The following is a 608-nucleotide window of genomic DNA, read 5'->3' as shown; positions in this document are numbered from 1 at the left end:
CTCTCAAAACTGAATAAGATTGATGAACCTAATGTAAGTTTCCGAAATTTCCTTAGAAAGGAGGTGATCCAGCCGCAGGTTCTCCTACGGCTACCTTGTTACGACTTCACCCTAATCATCTGTCCCACCTTAGACGACTAGCTCCTAAAAGGTTACCCCATCGTCTTTGGGTGTTACAAACTCTCATGGTGTGACGGGCGGTGTGTACAAGGCCCGGGAACGTATTCACCGTGGCATGCTGATCCACGATTACTAGTGATTCCAACTTCATGCAGGCGAGTTGCAGCCTGCAATCCGAACTGAGAATGGCTTTAAGAGATTAGCTTGACCTCGCGGTTTCGCGACTCGTTGTACCATCCATTGTAGCACGTGTGTAGCCCAGCTCATAAGGGGCATGATGATTTGACGTCGTCCCCACCTTCCTCCGGTTTATCACCGGCAGTCTCACTAGAGTGCCCAACTAAATGCTGGCAACTAATAATAAGGGTTGCGCTCGTTGCGGGACTTAACCCAACATCTCACGACACGAGCTGACGACAACCATGCACCACCTGTCATTCTGTCCCCGAAGGGAACGCCCAATCTCTTGGGTTGGCAGAAGATGTCAA

General features: G+C 50.0%; 1 rRNA gene. It reads right to left on the bottom strand.

From position 1 onward, the window contains the following. Positions 1-56: 56 nt before the first annotated feature. A 16S ribosomal RNA gene (locus tag FD688_RS00080) occupies positions 57-608 on the bottom strand; the annotation flags it as partial.

Source organism: Apilactobacillus kunkeei (genome assembly GCF_005930975.1).
Classification (GTDB): domain Bacteria; phylum Bacillota; class Bacilli; order Lactobacillales; family Lactobacillaceae; genus Apilactobacillus; species Apilactobacillus kunkeei_E.
Note: the sequence above shows the minus strand (reverse complement) of the source record. Positions and strands in the feature narration are given on the sequence as shown.